This window comes from Stenotrophomonas sp. 610A2, assembly GCF_030549615.1.
Taxonomy (GTDB): Bacteria; Pseudomonadota; Gammaproteobacteria; order Xanthomonadales; family Xanthomonadaceae; genus Stenotrophomonas; species Stenotrophomonas pigmentata.
The window spans coordinates 4,140,884-4,157,332 of record NZ_CP130832.1 but is presented as its reverse complement, the minus strand read 5'-3'; the positions used below and the strand labels follow the sequence as shown (position 1 = coordinate 4,157,332).

The 16,449-nt window shown below is 57.6% G+C and carries 20 protein-coding genes and 1 pseudogene; 12 read left to right on the top strand and 9 right to left on the bottom strand.

What is annotated here, in order from left to right; translation table 11 throughout:
- Positions 1-40 precede the first annotated feature (40 nt).
- From Q5Z11_RS18450 to Q5Z11_RS18415, 8 genes and pseudogenes are all read right to left on the bottom strand, one after another.
- A pseudogene (locus tag Q5Z11_RS18450) lies at positions 41-286 on the bottom strand (transposase); the annotation flags it as partial.
- 136 nt (positions 287-422) lie between these two features.
- The gene (locus Q5Z11_RS18445; RefSeq protein ID WP_065868077.1) at positions 423-674 is read right to left on the bottom strand and encodes a hypothetical protein; all 252 of its coding nucleotides are present in this window, start codon (positions 672-674) and stop codon (positions 423-425) included.
- A gap of 862 nt (positions 675-1,536) precedes the next feature.
- The gene (locus Q5Z11_RS18440; protein ID WP_303747746.1) at positions 1,537-1,893 is read right to left on the bottom strand and encodes a YkgJ family cysteine cluster protein; all 357 of its coding nucleotides are present in this window, start codon (positions 1,891-1,893) and stop codon (positions 1,537-1,539) included.
- Positions 1,890-2,537, bottom strand: coding sequence for a class I SAM-dependent methyltransferase (locus Q5Z11_RS18435; RefSeq protein ID WP_303747745.1), 648 nt, complete (start codon positions 2,535-2,537; stop codon positions 1,890-1,892). Before Q5Z11_RS18435 ends, Q5Z11_RS18440 begins: the two co-directional genes overlap by 4 nt.
- Positions 2,538-2,967: 430 nt before the next feature.
- Complete coding sequence (locus Q5Z11_RS18430; protein WP_303747744.1) at positions 2,968-3,228, bottom strand: hypothetical protein; 261 nt, start codon at positions 3,226-3,228, stop codon at positions 2,968-2,970.
- A gap of 402 nt (positions 3,229-3,630) precedes the next feature.
- Positions 3,631-4,689 carry an ACR3 family arsenite efflux transporter gene (gene arsB / locus Q5Z11_RS18425; protein ID WP_303747743.1) on the bottom strand — a complete coding sequence of 353 codons (1,059 nt, stop codon included), beginning with the start codon at positions 4,687-4,689 and terminating at the stop codon, positions 3,631-3,633.
- Positions 4,690-4,709: 20 nt separating this feature from the next.
- A complete protein-coding gene (locus Q5Z11_RS18420) occupies positions 4,710-5,201 on the bottom strand; it encodes an arsenate reductase ArsC (protein WP_303747742.1) in 492 nt (163 codons plus the stop codon).
- A gap of 24 nt (positions 5,202-5,225) precedes the next feature.
- A complete protein-coding gene (locus tag Q5Z11_RS18415; protein ID WP_062168868.1) occupies positions 5,226-5,540 on the bottom strand; it encodes an ArsR/SmtB family transcription factor in 315 nt (104 codons plus the stop codon).
- Positions 5,541-5,580: 40 nt separating this feature from the next.
- On the opposite strand from Q5Z11_RS18415, the gene arsH reads away from it, so the two are divergent.
- The 5 genes from arsH to Q5Z11_RS18390 all read left to right on the top strand — a co-directional run bounded on the left by arsH (position 5,581) and on the right by Q5Z11_RS18390 (position 9,855).
- Positions 5,581-6,321 carry an arsenical resistance protein ArsH gene (gene arsH / locus Q5Z11_RS18410; RefSeq protein ID WP_062168866.1) on the top strand — a complete coding sequence of 247 codons (741 nt, stop codon included), beginning with the start codon at positions 5,581-5,583 and terminating at the stop codon, positions 6,319-6,321.
- A complete protein-coding gene (arsC, locus tag Q5Z11_RS18405) occupies positions 6,318-6,737 on the top strand; it encodes an arsenate reductase (glutaredoxin) (RefSeq protein WP_062168864.1) in 420 nt (139 codons plus the stop codon). Before arsH ends, arsC begins: the two co-directional genes overlap by 4 nt.
- 54 nt (positions 6,738-6,791) lie before the next feature.
- Entirely contained in the window at positions 6,792-7,994 is a 1,203-nt protein-coding gene (chrA, locus tag Q5Z11_RS18400) for a chromate efflux transporter (protein WP_303747741.1), read from the top strand.
- A 413-nt stretch (positions 7,995-8,407) separates the two neighbouring features.
- On the top strand, positions 8,408-9,364 hold the full coding sequence (locus Q5Z11_RS18395) for a DUF932 domain-containing protein (RefSeq protein ID WP_303747740.1): 957 nt from the start codon (positions 8,408-8,410) through the stop codon (positions 9,362-9,364).
- A complete protein-coding gene (locus Q5Z11_RS18390; protein ID WP_303747739.1) occupies positions 9,361-9,855 on the top strand; it encodes a JAB domain-containing protein in 495 nt (164 codons plus the stop codon). The genes Q5Z11_RS18395 and Q5Z11_RS18390 overlap by 4 nt, the downstream gene beginning before the upstream one ends.
- Before the next feature lie 230 nt (positions 9,856-10,085).
- On the opposite strand, the gene Q5Z11_RS18385 is transcribed toward Q5Z11_RS18390, so the two are convergent.
- A complete protein-coding gene (locus tag Q5Z11_RS18385; RefSeq protein WP_062171252.1) occupies positions 10,086-10,469 on the bottom strand; it encodes a helix-turn-helix domain-containing protein in 384 nt (127 codons plus the stop codon).
- Positions 10,470-10,710: 241 nt separating this feature from the next.
- Here Q5Z11_RS18385 and Q5Z11_RS18380 point away from each other — a divergent pair, with 241 nt between their 5' ends.
- The 7 genes from Q5Z11_RS18380 (at position 10,711) to Q5Z11_RS18350 (ending at position 16,395) form a co-directional block, all read left to right on the top strand.
- Positions 10,711-11,397, top strand: a complete 687-nt coding sequence (locus tag Q5Z11_RS18380; RefSeq protein ID WP_303747738.1) for a J domain-containing protein — start codon at positions 10,711-10,713, stop codon at positions 11,395-11,397.
- A 22-nt stretch (positions 11,398-11,419) separates the two neighbouring features.
- Positions 11,420-11,635: a hypothetical protein gene (locus Q5Z11_RS18375; protein WP_062168854.1), complete on the top strand. Its 216-nt coding sequence runs from the start codon at positions 11,420-11,422 to the stop codon at positions 11,633-11,635.
- A gap of 32 nt (positions 11,636-11,667) precedes the next feature.
- The gene (locus tag Q5Z11_RS18370; protein WP_303747737.1) at positions 11,668-11,907 is read left to right on the top strand and encodes a hypothetical protein; all 240 of its coding nucleotides are present in this window, start codon (positions 11,668-11,670) and stop codon (positions 11,905-11,907) included.
- 103 nt (positions 11,908-12,010) lie between these two features.
- Positions 12,011-12,964 carry a toxin-antitoxin system YwqK family antitoxin gene (locus tag Q5Z11_RS18365; RefSeq protein WP_303747736.1) on the top strand — a complete coding sequence of 318 codons (954 nt, stop codon included), beginning with the start codon at positions 12,011-12,013 and terminating at the stop codon, positions 12,962-12,964.
- Positions 12,965-13,054: 90 nt separating this feature from the next.
- On the top strand, positions 13,055-13,678 hold the full coding sequence (locus Q5Z11_RS18360; RefSeq protein WP_303747735.1) for a hypothetical protein: 624 nt from the start codon (positions 13,055-13,057) through the stop codon (positions 13,676-13,678).
- Positions 13,679-13,930: 252 nt separating this feature from the next.
- The gene (locus Q5Z11_RS18355; RefSeq protein WP_303747734.1) at positions 13,931-14,656 is read left to right on the top strand and encodes a MobA/MobL family protein; all 726 of its coding nucleotides are present in this window, start codon (positions 13,931-13,933) and stop codon (positions 14,654-14,656) included.
- 545 nt (positions 14,657-15,201) lie between these two features.
- Complete coding sequence (locus Q5Z11_RS18350; protein WP_303747733.1) at positions 15,202-16,395, top strand: hypothetical protein; 1,194 nt, start codon at positions 15,202-15,204, stop codon at positions 16,393-16,395.
- Positions 16,396-16,449 lie beyond the last annotated feature (54 nt).

Here is a 16,449-nt window from a genome sequence, read left to right as displayed (position 1 = left end):
CACCTATGATGTTGCATCGACCGGTTGAGAGCGCCGCGGCTTTTTTTAAGATGTCTCGCTCTTCAGTGACGCGACGCAACTCAGCCTTAAGTCGACGAACCTCAGCGTTCTGGTCCTGCTCAACGCGACGCCCTACCTCTCCCTGGCCGTGCTGACGTCTCCACCCATACAAGCTATGGACCGACACACCTAGTCGCTCAGCCACCTCAGCTACCGGTCGGCCGTACTCGACAATCTGCCGAACCGCCTCGATCTTGAATTCATCCGTATAACGCTTCGTGCTCATAACCACCTCCGCCTAAGCCATAGTTTATGGCTGCGAGGTGTCTACGAAATCCTGGGCGATTCAGGGGGGTGAAGTTGATGTGTCCTTACCTGCTGCTCTCACCAAAGAAAAAGCCCGGCGGGAGCCGGGCTTTTGGTCAGCCAATTACCAGGCTCCAGTGGATTTCAGAGTCCGGGTATTTGAAGCGGAATCCGTCGTAGTCAGACTGAACGGCAATGTTTCCATTCTCGTCTACCAACGTCTTCACTTCGATCTCTGAGATCGAGCGATTCTTGATGCGAATGCTGTCGACACTGCCGGTAAACAATCGCTTGTTTTGGCGCGACAGAATGCTCACCGAACGGCGTTGCTGACCTGGCCCTTCCAGGTACATTGCGACTGACCCCATGGAAAATCTCCCTTTGAATTTTTCAAGACATCCTCCGGTCCCGCAGGAGGGAGCGCAGATGATTCCTTCATCTCTGTGAAGATCGAGTAAGTGCGAACTGGAGCTAGTTCATTGAATGTACATTTCGGCGCTTCCGCTCCCCCGCAATGAAGCGTTTGACGGCTGCGGGATCGAGGGCTTGGTGACCTCGCATCATCCCCCGAAAGGTGTGGAAGGGAATGCCCAAAGCGATCGAGGTATGCGCAGGCTACGATTGTGCCGTGGGGATTACCAGCATCGCGTAGCGCGTGCTGCGCTCGACCAAGGTCGCGATCTGGTCGGAAGCGGTCGTCATTGATTCCAGTCGCGTCCCCTGACCGTTCCGGAGCGTTGCTATAAGCTCTCCCGAGCTGGAATGGATTTACACGAAGTGCCCGCATGGCGCTGGACGACATCTCGAAGGCCTGCATTCGCATATGAAAGTAGCTGGCGTACCAGTTCCTCCTGCGCTTTCTGCCCGATTAGCTAATGCTGCTGCCCACGATGGCACGGACTGAGCTAGCGCTGCGTCGCCTGGATACGCAGGCTTCTAGCCGAACTAGGTGGCAGTGGACACAGAGGAACCACCTTGTGTTACGGTTTAGGTTCTGTTCGCTTCGGAGCAGCTGCACCATCTGTTGTTGCGCGGTAGGGCATTCGGCCATTAGTCGTAGCTTTGGTAACAGGAGGCTTCCACCGGAATGGTGTGTTGCCGAGCACTTCAATCTTCCCTCCCGATGTTTGAAATTCTGCGACATCTTCGGCGATGCGGTCGTGACTTAGATCATTGGTATGGGCCTTCGGGGCGTAGACCGAGTCCGATTTTGTAGCCGGGTATCGACCTTTAGTGCGCTTTGTTGCCATCATGACTTGTTTCTCCTATGAGTTTCATTGCGATGAGGCGAGCACTCTGCTTGGCATGTTCTTCGCGTTCAGCGCGGCAGTAGGGGCCGCCCATGGCAAAGGATTTGCAGACGATAGGTCTGCTGGAATAAATGCGACACTTCATCTGTTTCCCATCTAGTGCTGCGCACCACCCATCTTGGTCCTTGGCCATGACATGCAAGCCTCCTACCTGATGGGTTGTTAGATGGGCAGGCACTGAATCATCTTTGCCCAAAATGACTGTGAGTTTGCAGCACAATGAATCACAAGTAGCGCACGTGATACTGGCGTTGCTTTCCCGCTTAGCACGGTTCATGTCGTAGCCGTGATCATGTTGCGCGAGTAGTGCAACAGCTGGCCGCGATATGGCTCTTGGTCGGAGTCATCCATTCGACATCTTGTCGATTTGAGAGCGAACCTTTGCTTGATCAACATCTGGGAGAATTCTTCGCTGCTACTCAAGCCAGGATCCGTTATCACGACCTCGGCTCTAGGTTTGGCATGGTGGAGCACGACATTCGCTATGACTTCAGCTTGTGATCGATCATGTAGAGCGTCACTGGCTATGATCAAGTCAAAGGCACCTAGCGCGGTTGGTTCCCGCCCGTGACGAAAGTGATGGAATTGTACGGGTGGCAATCCGTTCAGAGCAGCGTTGTGAGCTAGAAAAGGCTCGGCCAATGGATGCTCATCGCAGGCAATTACCTCGACGCCGCGTCGCATCAGCACAATGCTAGCGAGCCCGATTCCACAAGAAAGCTGAAGTACTCGCTTGCCCGAAATTTCGAAGCGGCACATGGCCTGGGCAAGTAATTGACCTGATGGCCACAGCTGACCAAACAAGCCCCATTGCGCCGAGGAAATATGAAGACGCTTCCTATGCCCCTCCAAGTCGCTGACCTGCTGCTTATCGCTGAGGATGCGTAGCAAGTAGGAGTCGCCACCGATGGTGACTTTCACGTTTCGTGTCTTAAAAGCGGGCATTGCGCACTCCCGTCGAGCGACCACCCAAGGATCTGGGCAGGTAACGCATGAAAAGGAGCGATATGCGCAACTATCAAAACAGCTGCACCGAACGCGAAGCAGGCTAGACCTGTGATCTGATGCTAGCACGTCTCAGGATTGATCCTTAGCTCCACGTATGGCAAAGCCGAATTCAGTACCCGTGTGCCGCAGATAACTCTGTGTTTTTTGTGACGATCACCCGGCTGCAGACTGAATGATGTGGGCAGTTCGGGTTCGCAAAGGGCGCGACCGCTTCACGCGAGAGGATGCAAGTTGAGAGATACGCCGATGTACCACTACTTTGGGAGAAAAGAGGGTTGGCTGCTGAATACGCTTCACGAGCCAATGAATGCAGCGAATTCTTCCCTGGAACCAGATTGATGGCTCAATGCCGATACTTGCTTCTCAGCAACTCGAGCTGCTCGGTGGCTGTCAGCATGCTTTTGATCCTATCCAGCACTGCTTCAATGCCATTTCGGCACTCAGCTTCATTGGGTAGACCCACTATCGAGCGCAGAGCCTTCTTTGAGAGGATTTCCAGAGAGCGTAAGGTGTCCAGCCGTTTGGAATAGCTCCAAGAATGGGTAGACGCCATCATATCGGCCGCGAAATCATCTAAGTCGGCCCGTGCATCGTCATGGTTCATGGCTGATCCGTGCGCGAAGTGCGCGTTTGAGCAACCACCATAGGCCCTTTCTAGCGTCCGTGTGTGACGAAGTTGGGTGGCGCCAGGCAGTGAGGTTGCCTTTAGGCGACAGGAATGCGGGTTACCTGGTAATCAAAGTGGCCGCTAGCGCGTTTTTTGCGTTGGTTCCCAGCTTCTCGTACTTGAGCGGTCTTCCCGTTTCGCAGTAGACGTCTCGTTCAGAATCAAGTGTTGATGTGATCAAACTCCGGTGCCTGTGCCGATGCGGCGATTGTGATCGTGACGAGAGAAACGTCAGCTAGCCGATGTGCAGAAATGGACGCTTGGTGCAATACATCCCGGTCGCTCCTTGTACTGGAACGGAAGGTTTAACGGTATGAACATACCAAGAGTTACTGTAGATCAGCGGCTCCGTGCATCAGCAGGAAAGTGACGCTTGCCCAGTCGCAAGGCAACATGGACCAGCAGGATCAATACCGGCACTTCCACCAGCGGGCCGATGACGGCGGCGAAGGCGACCGGCGAGGCCAGACCGAATGCCGCGATGGCTACCGCGATGGCCAGTTCGAAGTTGTTGCCTGCCGCGGTGAACGCGATCGCAGTGGTGCGCGGATAGTCCTTGGCGATCAGCTTGCCCATGAAGAAGCTGATGACGAACTGGATGATGAAGTAAAGCGTCAGCGGGATCGCGATGCGCACCGCGTCCATGGGAATCCGCAGCACGTCACCGCCTTTCAGGCTGAACATCGCCACGATGGTGAACAGCAGTGCGGCGAGCGTTATCGGGCTGATGGCAGGTAGGAACTTCTCTTCATACCACTGCACGCCCTTGCGAGCCTTCAGCCATCGACGGGTGAGGAAGCCGGCCAGGAATGGGATGCCCAGGTAGATCAGCACCGCCTCGGCGATGGTCCAGACACTGACATCGATGACGCTGCTCTGCAGGCCGAACACTGGCGGCAACCAGGAAAGGAAGAACCATGCGTAAACGCTGAACAGCCCTATCTGGAAGATCGAATTGAATGCCACCAGGCCGGCCACGTACTGGCCGTCGCCGCGTGCCAGCTGGTTCCACACCAGCACCATGGCAATGCAGCGCGCCAGGCCGATCAGGATCAGGCCGGTCATGTACTCGGGGTAGTCGCGCAGGAACAGCACCGCCAGGCCGAACATCAGGAACGGGCCCACGATCCAGTTCTGCAGCAGCGAGAGCATCAGCACGCACTTGTCGGCAAAGACCGTGGGCAGTTCCTCGTACTTCACCTTGGCCAGCGGCGGATACATCATCAGAATCAAGCCGATCGCGATCGGAATGTTGGTCGACCCTATCGAAAGGCTGTTCAACGCGTTGGGCACGCCCTCGAACAACGCGCCCAGGCCGACGCCGAGCGCCATGGCGGCGAAGATCCAGAGCGTGAGATACCGGTCCAGGAAGGACAGGCGGGAGGTTTCAGTAGTCATGGGAGTTTCCGGGAGGACGGTCAGTTGATCTGCGCAATCTGATCGAGCTGTGCCTTGAGAGCTTTACGGTCATCCCATGCCCCGTCAGGAATCTCCAGGAAGGCCTTCAGGCGGGCCTTGATGATCTGATGTGCCCGATCGAATGCTTCAGCCTTCTGTGCATCCGAGCCTTCTACGCCGGCCGGATCGGACAAGCCCCAGTGCACGCGCACGAAATCGCCAAACACGACCGGGCACGCTTCGGCAGCCGCGCTGTCGCACACGGTGACTATCAGGTCCATGGCAGCAGCATCCGCTTCGGCAAATTCATCCCAGGACTTGCTACGCAGGCCCTCCACCGGGAAGCCCTCGCGCTGCAACTGAGCAATGGCGAACGGATTGACCCGACCGGCCGGCTGGCTGCCTGCACTGAAGGACCGATAGCGGCCTTCGCCCCACTTTGTCAGGGTCGATTCGGCCAACACGCTGCGCGCGTAATTGCCGGTACAAAGAAAGAGAACACGACGGGTCATTTTGGCGAACTCTGGGATATGGGGTCAGCATCCTGCGGGGCGTTCACAGGCCTGTTCCTCTGCACAGCAGTTTTCAGTCAGGTAGGCCACCAGCTCGTTCATCGCCACGAACTCGGCTCGGTAGCAGATGGTCCGGCCACGTTGCTCGGCGCTGATCAGTCCCGCAGCAAGCAGTTCCTTCAGGTGGAAAGAGAGTGTGGCGCCAGGCAAAGAGAGCGCATGCGCAATATCGCCAGCCAGCTTGCCGACGCTCCCCGCCTGAACCAGGAGGCGGAAGATCGACAGGCGGGTGGCATGACCCAGGGCAGCCAAGGCGTGGGTTGCTTTTTTGTGTTCCATGATTCTAGAATAATCAAATTAAAATGACAGGACAACCCCCGTGCAGCAGATCCCTAACGTGGTCTCGGGTGCCTTGGACATCCCCACGGCCGCCAAGCTCAGCGATCCGGTCGCCCAGCCACACCGACCACGCATCCTGATCCTGTATGGGTCGCTGCGCCCGCAGTCGTTCAGCCGCAAGCTGGCGCTTGAGTCGCAGCGGCTGCTGGAGCAGCTTGGGGCGGAAACCCGCCTCTTTGATCCACATGAGCTACCGATGCTTGACTCGGTGCCGGCCACTCACTCGAAGGTGCAGGAGCTGCGTAGGGCCTCGCTGTGGTCAGAAGGACACGTGTGGATCAGCCCGGAACGCCACGGCACCCTTACTGCAGTATTCAAGAATCAGATCGACTGGCTGCCACTAGAAGAGGGCAGCGTGCGACCCACTCAGGGCCGGACGCTGGCTGTGATGCAGGTCTGCGGCGGTTCTCAGTCGTTCAACGTGGTCAACGCGCTGCGCGTGCTCGGCCGTTGGATGCGCATGGTCACGATCCCGAACCAATCCTCGGTGGCCAAGGCCTGGCAGGAGTTCGATGACGACGGTCGAATGAAGCCTTCGGCGTACTACGATCGCGTCGTGGACGTGATGGAGGAACTGATCAAGTTCACCCTTCTGGTGCGCGGGCGTAGCGACTACCTGGTGGACCGATACAGCGAGCGCAAGGGGGCCGTTGAGGCGACGGCGCTGGCCGCTGCCGCAGGCGTGGTGGAGACCGTTTTGAACAAAGAGGAAAGTGCGTGAACGCTGTCATCTATCACAACCCCAACTGCGGCACTTCGCGCAATACTTTGGCACTGATTCGCTTCGTCGGCATCGAGCCGGAAGTGATCGACTACCTGGCCAACCCACCCAGCCGTGCGCGCCTAGTCGAGCTCATTACGGCGGCGGGGTTGAGCATGCGCGATGCCATCCGGCAGAAGGGGACGCCGTATGAAGCGCTCGGGCTAGGCGACGCAGGACTGAGCGACGACGCGCTGCTTGATGCGATGCTGGCGCACCCGATACTCATCAATCGTCCTCTCGTACAAACCGATAGGGGTACTCGTCTGTGCCGGCCTTCGGAAGTGGTGCTGGAGATCCTGTCGCCGCTGCCCGGGCCGTTCCGAAAGGAAGATGGAGAGCTGGTGACCGGGCACGCCGGAAGCTCCACGCCGTGATCCCAGTGCCTGGCTGGGCTTGCCGCCGCTGAGAACCACAGGAGGTCATGGTCCATGTCGGCGCTCGATCCCACAACAAGCGACAGCGCGTGGCGCGTCTTCCTGGTATTCCTGCGGCTGGGGCTGACGTCGTTCGGCGGTCCGATCGCCCATCTGGGCTACTTCCGCCTCGAGTTCGTCGAACGCCGCCGTTGGCTGACGGACCGTAGCTACTCTGATTTGGCGGCCCTGTGCCAGTTACTGCCAGGCCCGGCCAGCAGCCAGGTTGGGATGGCGTTGGGCTTGCGCCGCGCTGGCTGGTCTGGCCTGTTGGCTGCTTGGGCTGGCTTTACGCTGCCTTCGGCCGTGCTGATGATCCTGTTCGCTTTGGGGGTTGCCAAATACCAGGGCATCGTTGAATCCGGCTGGCTGCATGGCCTGAAGATCGTGGCAGTTGCTGTGGTGGCTCAAGCAGTATGGGGAATGGCCCGATCCCTGTGCCCGGACCGTCTGAGGGCAGGGATGGCGCTTTTTGCCGCTGTGTTGACTTTGTCCATACCCTCGGTCGTCGGCCAGATCGTGGTGATCATCTTCAGCGGACTGCTCGGTCGCTGGATGCTGAAGATCGAACCTGCTTCCGGCCAATCAGACGGCGGCTATCCCGTCTCGCGAAGAACCGGCACAGTGGCACTGGTGCTACTGGTGCTGCCGCTTGTTCTGCTGCCCGTGTGGGCGGTGGTTAGCGGCTCCCCCTTGGCCGTGCTGTTGGAGGGTGTGTACCGCGCTGGCGCCCTGGTCTTCGGCGGCGGCCATGTCGTGCTGCCGTTGCTGCAGACCGCGGTCGTCCAGAGCGGCACCGTGAGCACGGCGGATCTCCTCGCCGGGTACGGTGCGGCGCAGGCGGTGCCGGGCCCTCTCTTCTCCTTTGCAGCGTATCTGGGGGCTATGGCCGAGGGGCCGCTGGGTGGCTGGGCAGGCGGCCTTGCACTGCTGGTGGTCATTTTCCTGCCAGCCCTTCTTGTGCTCGTGGGGGTGCTGCCGTTCTGGGAGTCCCTGCGCCACCGCAAGGATCTCCAAGCTTCGATTGCAGGCGTCAATGCCGGGATAGTCGGCATCCTGCTGGCGGCGTTGTATGACCCGGTGTGGACGAGCGCGATCCATGACCGATGGGATATCGCGATGGCACTGGTCGCATTCGGGCTGCTGGTCGTTGCGCGTGCTCCGCCGGTCCTGGTCGTGTTACTGGCTGCCATGGCGGGTTGGGCGATGACGTGGTAACGCCGCCAGTTCGGTGAGGCGCGTTTTGGCAGCGCAACCTAACGTCTGCTTCTGGCCGGGAGTTGCCGTTCGGCGTGTCGAGCTTGAATGTTGTGCCTCATCGAGATGCTGTCTTTGATTGAAACTTGTTTCAGACCCTTAGTACCACAGTGAAGCAGGATCCCCCTGCTTTGCGTGTGCGCCGCGCATTGGCGTATCGCTTCGAGTACTAAGCATGAAAGATAAATCCGAGTTCCTCTACTGCGTCTTCATTGTGGCTGCGGCCATCTTGTCGGCCGTGGCCCGTTGTTCGTTCACCCGCCCCGACCAATTCGGCCGGGATTCCTACGACTAAACCAACTATCTAGATAGACCCGCAAGGCCCGGCACTGTCCGGGCCTTGCGCGTTATGCCGTCTAAGAAAGGAGACCGAGATGCATCACGTTGAAACCATGGCCTATGCAGGCCAAGTCCCATGGCATGGCATCGGAAGCCAGCTGGATCCAGGGCAGTCCATTGAAGTATGGCGCGAGCGCGCCGGCATGAACTGGTCCTTGGAGGAAGCCGAAGTGCGATTCGCCGCCGATGCTGAAGATCAGTATCCGGTTCGGGCATTCCCCGGGCAGAAGGTGCTTTATCGCTCTGACACCAAGCGACCGCTGGCCGTGGTGTCCAAGCGCTATCAAGTAGTCCAGCCGCAGGAGATTCTTGAGTTCTACCGCGACCTGACGCGGTACAGTGGTTTCGAGCTGGAAACGGCAGGCGTGCTTCGCGGCGGGCGGAAGTTCTGGGCGTTGGCCCGTACTGGGCAGGGTGTGGCCTTAAAGGGCCAAGATCAGGTAAATGGCTATCTTCTTCTGGCTACGGCCTGTGACGGAACGCTGGCTACCACCGCTCAGTTCACCTCAGTTCGCGTGGTGTGTAACAACACGCTGCAGATCGCTGTTGGGGATCGAACTGGAGCCATCAAGGTCCCGCACCGCAGTGCCTTCGATGCTGACAGGGTCAAAAGTCAGTTAGGTATTGCTGTTGAGGGTTGGCACGGCTTCGTGGAGCGGATGCGGATTCTCTGTGAGACACCTGTGAACCCTGATTCGGTTGATGGGGTGCTGCGGAATTTGCTCACGTATCCGGCTGCTCAGAATGGGAGGGCAGTCGTGAATGAGCAGGCTGTTGCCAAGGTACGGGCGCTGTATGACGGGCAGGGTAGGGGAGCTAGCTTGAAGACCAGCAAGGGCACGGCTTTTGGTTTGCTCAACAGCATTACCGAGTTCGTAGACCATCATCGGCGGGCGCAGAGTACGGAGAACCGCTTGGATGCTGCGTGGTTCGGCCAAGGGGCATTGGTAAAGCAGAAGGCTTGGAAGGAACTGCTAGGGGAAGCCGCATGAATGTCTCGCTGCAGAAGCAACGCCTGGAAGAGCTACCTCGCGGTTTGAACGAACGTGACAGCTCCGTCCTCGCTCAAGCATTGGAAATTCTTGAGAGCAGAGCAATGGTCAGTGGCCTTCTATTGGGAGATCCCGATGTTGCCGGCAGGTTCTTCCGCCTGCGTCTTGGGAATGAGATCCGCGAGCACTTCGAGGTGGCGTTCCTCGATGCCCGCAACCGCCTGATCGCCGTAGAAAGGTTGTTCTCAGGCTCGATAGATGGTGCTGAGATCCATCCCCGGATTGTCGTCCAACGTGCCTTGGCCCTGAACGCAGCAGCGGTCCTACTGGCTCACAACCACCCTAGCGGGCATTGCGAGCCGTCAGCAGCGGATCGAGCCATCACCAAGCGGTTGAAGGAGGTCCTGGCGATGGTGGAAGTGAGGGTCGTCGATCACCTTGTGGTTTCGGCAAGCCAAGGTACCTCGATGGCTCAGCTCGGGCAGATATAAGGCCCGGATACCAGGAGAACAGCATGAAGGAAACGGAGACGTCCTGGGCATCGACCAGGGCGGCAATAGCTCGTGCCAAAGCGGCTGATCTAGACCGACAGGCACGGGAGGTAGAGCGCTCAGCTACCGACGGAAACTGGCGCACGAAGGCGCGGGCTAGAGAGGCTGCGGAACGTCTACGGCGAATGGCAGGCCGATACTTGGTGAAGGCCCTGAAACTAGAAGAAGGGCTAGATGCCCGGCTTACCCAAGATCTCTTCGAGTAGTGCCTTCCGGCGTACTGCTGGAAGGCTAGCAAGAGCGGCCAAGGCCTGAGCGAGACGAGCCTGCTGTACTTCGCTTTCATCACCTATCAAAAGGATAGCGTCTGCCATAGCTGCCGATGACGCCAGCAAATACGCGGCCGGCACTTGAAGAGCGTCAGCCAACGAAAATAGTGATTCCAAGCTTATGGCCATGGACTCGCTCTCGTAGCGGCTTATGCGTGCCGAGGCAGTGTCCTTATCAAGTCCCATTCGAACTCCGACTTCGCGTTGGCTAAGCCCTCGAAGCAGTCGGGCTTGGCGCAGGCGCGCAGCCACTACGCCCCGGGGTTCGAGGGCAGGGCCGGCCATTAGCAGGAGGTGACCGATGTAGTCATACCAACAGGATGACGGATGATCTACGCCCCGGGTAGACTCTACGTATCACGTAAGTTTATTGCAAGCCTTGAACTTAGCTCTGTGTTCGCTACTGCGTTGTGGGGGAATCGAGCGGTCATGTTGAGGAAGGAAGAAGTGGGAGAGCTATGGCCATGGAAATAGCCGGCACAACGAATGGAGGCACATCGATGGCTCATCCTCAGGAGAGGGCCTGATGGCGGATGAAAACCACTACGAAGTCCTCGGGGTCCGCCCCGAGGCGCCGCTCTGGGAAATTGAGCTGGCCTACAAAGGCCGACGGAGCCAGTACCACCCGGACCGATATGAGGCAGGGGACGAGGCCGCCGTCGCATGGGCGACGGCCAAGATGCAGGCGGTCAACAGGGCATATTCGGTCCTCAAGGACCCGGACCAACGCGAGCGCTTCGACCGTACGCAAGCGTCGGCGAAGCCGGCTGATCCAGGCCCCCGGACGGAGCGAGCCACGGCCCCAGAGCCTCCACCGCTCCGCTCACTCCGAGAAGCACTAGAAGGGCTGGAGTTCAGTAACGAGCCCTTCGAACGCGTGTTCGTGGCTCCGCACATCCCCAGGAAGAAGCTCCTGGGCGCTCTGGACAGCTACGGAGAGAGGCTGCGGGCCCAGGACGTTGTCGTGCTCATCGACGACACCGTGTTCGGCGGTGCCAGCGAGGGCGTACTGATTACCGAAACCCAGATTCGGCGCAAGGCCAAGTTCGAGCAGGCTGAGATCCGGTTACTGGGTTGTCTGACGGAGATCACCGCCCAGGGGGCGCACATCCGGATCCATGGCGAGCCCTTCATCACATTGAGTGTTCCCAACGCCGATGACCTGCGACGGCTGTTCAGCGCCGTCAGCCATTACTTGCAAGAAGCCAACTGATCTCAACCAACAGGGGAATTACATGAAGTACCTGATAGGCCTATACGGCGTGACCGTGCTGATCGCGGCCATATGTTTCGATATCTGGGGACGTTATGCCTACAAGGGGTTCTTCTACAACCTCGGGCAGGGCCTGGTCTGGCCCGTAGTGGTCTTCCCGTCATTCGGAAAGCTGATCGGCGGTGTGGTCTGGATCGTGGTGATCTTCGCCCTGCTTGTCCTGGTGAAGAGGCGATAGACATGACTCTTCGGAAACGAGCACTTCTCCCAATGGTGATCGTCGTGCTGGCACTCAGTGCCTGCAGCAGCGAGCTGGACAAGTTGCGTGGTCAATTCGTCGATAACTGTGTGGCCGGTGGGGCACCGAAATCCAGCTGTAAATGTGCCTTTGACAAGTTGCAGGAACACTACGGGGAACAGGGGTTGCTGGCTATCGAGAAGCAGAGCACCCCGCCACCTGATCTTTCCGACCGGCTCTTTGTAGCAGCGGGTCAGTGTCGAAACCGCTGACGCACCCATGGCGCCATGTTCAAGAAATAGCGTGCCGACAAGGACGCTGGTTAACCCTGGTGGCCTAACGTTGGCCGTTCAACCAATACATACAAGGAATTTCATGAAACGCATCAACTACGTTGCAGCCATGCTGGCTGCGCTTCTTCTTGGGGGTTGCAGCAAGCCAGTCCTGGACTGGCGCAACGCAGAGCTGAGTAACGGCAAAATCTACGAAGCCGGCTCCAATGAACCCTTTGATGGACGGGTTACCGGTGTGCCGCACAAGCAGCTCGAACCGCTCCTGGGCTCTCTAAGGACCATCCTTCAGAACCTGAACACCAATCAGGCCACCAGCATGACCGCACTGCTGGGTAACTTGAACTATGTCTGCGATGTGGATGTGGAAGAAGGATTGGTAGGCGGCAAGTACACCTGCCGCTATCCGCAGTCACAGGTTGTCGCCTACGAAGGTAAGCGGACCGACGGCGGTCTGGATGGGGAGACCGTGTTCCACACAAAAACGGGCAGTCCTGGCGTCATCCTGACGATGCAGAACGGGCGCGTGGAAGGGCCGATCAAGATCTACTTCGCCGAGAAGCCTGGACAACTCTCCTACCAGGCCACGGCTGTGAACAACGGTCTGGAAGGAGAAGCGATCAGCTACTACCTGAATGGTCAGGTCAAGGTAAAGGCCAACTTCAAAGGCAGCGTGCCTGTAGGGCTGTGGGAAGCCTACTGGGAGGAGAACGGAGCCGTCTCGGAGCGGGGCCTGTACGAGGGTGGAAAGCTGGTCTCACAGACCCACTATCTGCAAGACGGTACTGAATACCTGACGGAACCGGAGATGTGGGCGCTCCATCGTTCGATCTCGGAAAGTAATGATTTCACTCTGACGCCCAAGCAGGAAGTTCTGCTTACAGAGGCGGAGAAACGATACAACGCAGTACGCCTGCTGACGCCAGCCCAGCGCGAAGCGAAGTACCAGGCGGAGCAGGAGAGCATCCGGGCCGACAAGATCGCTCGCGGACTCGATCCGGACTGCTGGGTCTGTGACGGATCGGACAAAAGGAACTGACGGGGTAAAGAGGGTACATAGCGGGCGTGCCGATGCACGCCCGCTGCGTGCGCGTGTTTTGATTTTTGCCAAAGAATCTCAGGAGAGACGATGAAGAAGGTAGGTATGTTGGTAGGCGCCATGTGGGCCGTCCTGGCGCTGGTGGGCTGCAAGAAGGAATCGACCCTCACCCAGGCAGGTGACATCAACCTTGCTGGATGCGAAGTGCCGGCGGGTTTGACGCCCGTGCAGGCAGAAGCGGTTAGCTGCGCACCTGCGCAAGCAGAGCCGCAGATCATAGCAGAGCCCTCTGCAGCTGCTCCGGTGGAGAGTGTCATCAATGAAGCACTGGCTCGAGATGCTTTCATCTTCAATCAGTCAGAGGAAGACGTCGAAGCTAGGCGCTTCGCAGAGGGTGACCTCAATGGCGACGGTGTCAGTGACAAGGCCGTGCTGTTCGTACTGCAGGCCACTGATGGCGGTAACGCTTACGCCACGCACCTGGCGGTCTTCCTCAAAGAAGGTAATGGTTTGACGTATGCAGACTCATTGCCTGTGTCGGGGTATGGGGAGGGAGTTCAGGAGTTCGCAGTGCAGGGCGGAATGGTTGTCATGAAGATACTGGTCCAAGGACCGGGTGATGCTACCTGCTGTCCCTCTGTGGAGAAGAATGTGAACTACGTTATTCATAACGGGAAGTTGATTGAGGCTAAGCCTGTCAGTGCGGCGTACTGATTGAACTACTGCTCGGAGCAGGGTGAGTAGTTTCTTACTCCTAGGTGCATAAGGTATGAGAGAAGCCGGCTACTGGTACTTACATGACTACCCCCAATGACGTGCACTACATGCAATAGAAGGGAGGGGGGAATGCAGAGCGCGCACTTACCGTTTCTCCAAAACCATCAGGCTAAGTAGCTTTCAAGCCACCCCACAGAGGCCAGTGACCAACGTCACTGGCCTTTTTCATTCCCGACATAGAGGTTAACCATGAAGATCTTCCATTTACAGCTAAAGACTGGCGCCAAGGGTAAAGCCGTAGGGCATAGTGACTACATACGCCGCGAAGGAAGGTATCGGTCACGGGAAGACTTGATCGACGTTGGGTGCGGGAACCTACCTTCTTGGGCAGAGGGTAATGCTCGAGCGTTCTGGGCCGCAGCGGATGCACACGAGCGCATGAATGGTGTCGCGTACAGGGAGTTCATCATTGCGCTCCCAAATGAGCTTGTCGGCAGCGGGTCGAGGGACCTAGTGCAGGATCTCATTTGTTACCTGGCAGGTACGAAGCCCTATCAGTTCGCGGTCCATGCACCCGAGGCATCCCTCGAAGGGGGGATCAACTTGCACCTGCACTTGATGATTTCAGATCGCATGCCGGATGGGATCGATCGACCGGCGTCGCAGATGTTCCGCAGGTACAACCCTGACAGACCCGAAGCGGGCGGACGCAGGAAGGATGCGTGCGGAAGAACCAACGTGCAGGTCAGTGAGAGCGTGATTGAAAGCCGTTACATGGTTGCGAAGATCATCAACGAGCACTTGGAACGCAATGGCATTGCGGAGCGTGTTGATCACCGGACACTGAAAGAGCAGGGCATCGAACGTCAGGCTGAGCGTCACTTGGGAGCATTCCGGATTCAGGGGATGTCCGGCGACGAGCGGCTAGCCTACGTGATCGCCAGGCAAGTCATGCGCGGGCGAGGCGAGCTTTGACTAGGGATGGACCAGGAACCTGGAAAACCGAGCGATTCTGCCCCAACGGGGGCATTGTCGCATCGTGTGCATGCTCGTTCTGTGTGAAAGTCCGATGCCGCTCCGCCCTGGTGGTCGCCAGAATAGAGAAAGGCCGCCCCTCAGGGGGCGGCCTTTATTGTGCGGACAACTGAGGTCAGAGCGCCCCGGAGCGATCAACGAAGGCGGGGTTGAACTCAATCAAGCGTTTGGCTGCGCGGCTGTGGCGGTGTTCTGGACACAGGTGAGTAGTAGGCAGGCGAACTTTGACGTTCTCTAGGCATGCAGGTAGGTTTCAACGCCTGCCTATCGATATACGACTTCATGGGGGGATCGAGCGGGAAAGCCCGGATGGCTTTGCCGGCAGCGTGCCGGTCGTAGCGAGCCCGCTTGATCCGCCCTCCCCATGCGAAACTCTCGCCTTGCTCGCAGGCTTGGTGCGCGGAGGCCTGCGCTTTTCGTGTTCCGAAAACACCAGATATCTTTGATACTCACCAGCTCGGATGTGTGGGCTTGGAGGATGTTCGGTGATGGAGGCAATTAGCGGTGAAGGGCGAATGCTCCCTTTTGATGAAGCGCGGAAGCGCTACTTTCCTGATGAGGACCAGCCACTCTCCCTTCTCCTCAGTAGGAAAATTCCGATCTACCTCAAGGTCGATCAAGTTCGCTACAAGGTCTATCGATCTTTCAATGGGTATCTGCTGTCACCCCCTGGGAGCCCGGGCGACGGTGCGTTGGACGATCTTGAGAACCGCTCGGCTAACGCTCTGAGCTTTGATATGCATGGGTTTAGTGATGATTTGATGTACCTCCGGTTGGACGATAGCTCACTGGAGGAGTTAGGGCATTCTGGTTTGTGCGAGTCTCCACAGTTCTGCGAATTCGGCCTGTCTATCGATCAGGACAATCGCCCCAAGGCGCGGGGGCAAAGGAAATCTTCACGGGTCATAGATCGCATTCATGGCTTGAAGCGTGAGGGGTTTTATGAGGCATTTCTCATTGATCGCGAGGCATGGGGCAGTGGTAATGCTCTCGGCTTACTGAAGGATCCCGCGTATCGGCGGTACTATGTTGCGAAGGAAATGAAGGTCCACAAGGAAGATCTCTTTCTGGATGTTAAGGATGTCTCAGGTCTTGATCAGTTCCTAAAGCCTGTAGATGACCTTGCAGATTTTCCTTATGAATTTGGATTAAGAATGCCTGGGATTTACTGGATGTTTCAGGCTGCACATCGATTCAATGGCTCTGGTTCAAATTTTGAGTTGAATAGAGATCAGGTTTGCGGGTGGCTAAAGCGGCGGTGTAATAAGAGGGGGGTTTTCACGCATTCTACGCTGGAGACTACTTTCAAGTTTATTAGGAAGGAGGTGAATCGTTCTCAGGGTGGTCCTCAGAGGGATCCGATGGATCTTGATGATATAAAAGGATTTCGAGCGCATAGGGAGGATTATGATTTTCCATTTGCGAGCGAGGGGCTCTCCATGACTTTGGCCATCGCCGACTGGTGGTCCGGGCGGAGGAAAGGTAGCGATTTCATGATCATCGACCTTGCCAAGAACTTTGTGTTGAACGGATTTGCCGGCCTAGAGATTGGTGATCTAGTTCGGCTGATTAGTGGGTCTGTAGTTACGGAAGAGCAGAACAACATGTTGCGAAAATGGATGGAGGAGACGGGTAGGGAGCCCAGAAGTGTCAGGTTTTTCAAAAAACAGCCTTCGTAGACACCAGAATTTCGGAGTAAACTTAGGGGCTGGCCTTCTTTTGGAAGGCCAGCC